Genomic DNA, 4,028 nt, shown 5'->3' with positions numbered 1-4,028 from the left:
TATCCCGCATTAACGGGCAGTAAAACTCCCACCTCAAAATTCAGCTGGAGCAAAGTGGTTAGGTGAGAGATTAACTGCCCGTAAAAGCCCGATTGGTTCAACTAATAATCAGTGGGGGATGAAGAAAACCCCCACTGATTAAAGTTTCACTTTATCAAACGGAAATTTAGGAAGGATGGAAAAAATGAAAAATCTTGATGGGAAAGTAGCGTTAGTAACAGGAGCGAGTCGCGGCATTGGCCGTGCGATTGCGATGAGATTAGCAAACGACGGTGCATTAGTTGCAATTCACTATGGCCGAAATAAAGCAGCTGCAGATGAAACAATTAGTGAGATTGAATCTAATGGAGGAAAGGCATTCTTAATTGAAGCGGATTTCAATTCAATTGATGGTGTCAAAAAGATAGTAGAACAATTGAAGAATGAATTACAAATAAGAGTTGGTACATCAGAGATTGATATTTTAGTAAACAATGCAGGGATAGGTACACAAGGAACAATTGAAAATACGACAGAAGAAGTTTTTGATGAAATTATGTCTGTAAATATTAAAGCACCGTTCTTCTTAATTCAGCAAACATTACCGTTATTACGAGCGGAGGGGCGAGTTATTAACATTTCATCAGCTGAAGTAAGACTTGGTTTTACAGGGTCCATTGCATACGGTTTAAGTAAAGGTGCACTAAATACGATGACACTTCCTCTAGCTAAACATCTTGGAGAAAGAGGTATAACAGTGAATACAATTATGCCTGGATATACGAAGACAGATATAAATGCGAAATTGCTAGATAATCCGGAAATACGAAATTTTGCTACGAATTCATCTGTGTTCGGACGAATAGGGCAAGTTGAAGATATTGCAGATGTAGTAGCATTCCTTGCTTCTTCTGATAGCCGCTGGGTAACAGGGCAAATTTTAGATGTTTCTGGAGGATTTTGTTTATAGGGGCACTACTTCATACCCATCAAGCTAATATTTTCATATCCCCCTAAATTAAAATTTTCTTTCTCTACAGATAGCTATTTTGAGAAGCCGCTCATTTTTTCGTTTTGGGGGCATTTCTTTTTCTTAAGTTGATGGGTATGTATGGTGACCCCTATTAGACGATAGTGAATTAACAATTTCGGGGTTCAGTTCAACTTTATTCAAAATAAGATTTTTTTGCAGTAAAATCAATGTTAGTGGAACTTTTTTAATCAAACTTTTTTCTAAATTAACATAAATACTTGCAACATTTAAATTAGTACTATATAGTTCTAGTTATGACAAAGGTAAAATTAATGAATCAAAAACGTGTGATTGAAGTAGCTGCAACATTATTTTTAGAAAAAGGGTTTGCTTATACAAGTATGGATGAATTAGTACGTGTAAGCAAAGTTTCAAAGTCTAATGTGTATTATCACTTTTCTAATAAGGAAGTATTATTAGAAGGGGTCGTTGATTATTGGATTGAAATGTATCAATCTGCAATTGATGACGTACTTTCTCAGAACCAATTTTTAGTTGAAGATCGTATCCAACTGTTTTTAAAGCAATTATCACAAGGAGTTCAGTCGAGAGAGTATAAGGGGAGCTGTCCATTTATTACTCTTTATATTCAAAGTCCTACACAGGCCACGCAAATAAAAGAAAAAATAGGTCTTTTTTTTACAGAATTACAAAAGAAAGTTTCTCTATTACTTAAACAAGGGGTAGAGAATGGAGAATTCAGAAATACGATTAATATTGATGAGGTAGCATCACTTTTTATTACAAATCTTGAAGGAGCGTTATTTATTTCAGAAACATTGAAGGATGCAACTGTAATCACGAAAACAGCAGATCATTTATTTAACTTGCTTCGATAAAAGAAGCTTTTTTTTTACATCAAATTAGTACTGAATAGTACTAAAAAGGAGATTTTATATGAGAACAGTATTTTTAATTGGTGGAACAGGTTTTATTGGAAAGCAATTAGTGAAAGAATTAGCCAAAGAGGATGTTAAAATTCTTCTTTTAGTGAGGTCGAAAAGTAAAGCAACACGCATTTTTCAAGAAAGAGGCATCTTAAAAAAGGCAGTTATGCACTTTATTGAAGGTGATTTGACGAAAATAGATTTAGGTCTAAGTGCTGAAGATAAGGAGAGGATATTGAAAACGGATGTGATTATTCACGCAGGAGGCCCCATGGATATTCAAGTGACAAGTAAAGAGGCAGCTTCCGTATTTTTAAATGGCGCCAAACATATTAGTGAATTAGCTAAAAGTATTCATCAATTGAAGGGCTTGCAACAATTTATTCATGTTGTAGGTTATATGAGTCCCTTTGATGATAAAAATAGCAAGATTGCAATTGATGTGTTTAAAGAAGGAAACAATTATTTGAAAATGAAAAATCCATATGAGAGAACAAAATTTTTAGCAGATCTTTATATCCGTCACCAGGCATCAGCAGTAGGTTATCCGCTTTCTGTAATTAATCCGCCAACTGTAGTTGGTAGTAGTAAAACAGGAAGTACAGAGCAGATAGCAGGATTAGGTTTGCTTGTGATGAGTATGCGAAGAGGGCTCATGCCAGTGATTCCTGGAGGTAAGGGATATAGGTTACCACTTATTTCAAACGATGAGCTTGCGAAGTTTATTGTGCAGGTTTTCAGATTGGAGCAACCGACTATTCAAACATATACACTTGTTGAAGACAAACAGCACGATCAGAACATTGCTGAATTATTAAGTATTATGTCGGAAAGTATGAATATGAGGGTACCAAAAATCTCTGTCCCAATGCCATTTATGAAAGCAATTATGAATAGTGGAGTAAGTAAAATAACAAAAATTCCTTCTGATGGACTGAATTTTATTACAAAACGAAAATTTTTAAATGTTTCAGCGAAAAAAATTATGGGAGGAGATTGGTTTAAGAAGACGAGTGTAATGAAATTTTTCCCTGCCGTAGTAGCTGATCTGGATTATCGAATGATGTATCAAAATGGCCAGCATAATCATTTATTTAAACGAACATTATGCGATAACACTACCCTTTACCAATTACACGGAGAGGGTAAACCGTTTATTTTATTACATGGTTTATTGAGTGATGGAGAGGATTTATTTCCTTTAGCACAAGAGCTTCATGAAAAAACTGGTCAACCTGTATGGATCTTGGATCTTCCAGGTTTGGGACGTTCTCCTTTTAAACGAGAGAAAAATATTCTAGATATCTATTTGAATGTAGTGAAAAAGTTATTGGAGAAAGCTACTAATGGTGCACATCTAATTGGCCATTCATTCGGTGCGTTTATTCTTCTGGAAGCATTGGTACAAGAGTACATAGATAAGAAGTATTCAATCACTTTACTTCAGCCACCTGTTGCTAAAAAAAATGCTAAATCGCTAAATGTTCCTCAATTTATGAACAAATGGACATTAAAATTGGCAACTACTAATTTGATAGGGCGTTATTTATTAAGTAATGGTTTGTTTGAAAGTATGGAGAGCATCCCTGAACATTATATCGAAAAAATAAGTAACAGTTTTACTTCTCCTAGAATTTTAAATACTACGGTTCAGCTTAACAGTTTACTACTGAAAAACGATCAAGGTGATTTCAATGAAGTAACAAAGTATAATCTTCACATTATTTGGGGGGATTATGACAGAGGCTATTCTGCTCCATCGCATCTTGGTAAGGTTGATTTTGTTCCATATGGCCATCATTTTCCTCTTAGCCATCCGAGTGAAACGGCAACATTAGTAATAAAAAATAGTAATACTAGCAGATGAGAGTGTGGGATAAATAAACAGTGTGTAGTAAGATCGTTGTGTCTTTGAAATAAAATCGTACTGTATGGGGTCCCACCCCATATCTATCAAGCTATACTTCTGAAATATCCCCAAAACGAAAATTTCATCCTTTCATAGTTGTCCATAGGATCTTAGGTCGATTTTCATTTTTGAGAAGAATACATTTCTCAAATTGATGGAAATATGGGGGGGAAATAATGTTACGATGTTTATAAAAAAGTAGTTAGACTAGTGTGTTTTA

The 4,028-nt window shown here is 34.7% G+C and carries 3 protein-coding genes; all 3 read left to right on the top strand.

The features are described 5' to 3' along the window. Positions 1 to 184 precede the first annotated feature (184 nt). The 3 genes from AB3X48_RS18690 to AB3X48_RS18680 all read left to right on the top strand — a co-directional run bounded on the left by AB3X48_RS18690 (position 185) and on the right by AB3X48_RS18680 (position 3,766). Complete coding sequence (locus AB3X48_RS18690; protein WP_016105343.1) at positions 185 to 949, top strand: SDR family oxidoreductase; 765 nt, start codon at positions 185 to 187, stop codon at positions 947 to 949. A 335-nt stretch (positions 950 to 1,284) separates the two neighbouring features. Continuing rightward, a complete protein-coding gene (locus tag AB3X48_RS18685) occupies positions 1,285 to 1,851 on the top strand; it encodes a TetR/AcrR family transcriptional regulator (protein ID WP_016105342.1) in 567 nt (188 codons plus the stop codon). Between the two features lie 58 nt (positions 1,852 to 1,909). Beyond that, positions 1,910 to 3,766, top strand: coding sequence for an alpha/beta fold hydrolase (locus tag AB3X48_RS18680; protein ID WP_367959804.1), 1,857 nt, complete (start codon positions 1,910 to 1,912; stop codon positions 3,764 to 3,766). The last annotated feature ends 262 nt before the right edge of the window (positions 3,767 to 4,028 follow it).

Origin of the sequence: Bacillus sp. S4 (genome assembly GCF_040838205.1) — a bacterium.
GTDB lineage: Bacteria > Bacillota > Bacilli > Bacillales > Bacillaceae_G > Bacillus_A > Bacillus_A cereus_U.
Note: the sequence above shows the minus strand (reverse complement) of the source record. Positions and strands in the feature narration are given on the sequence as shown.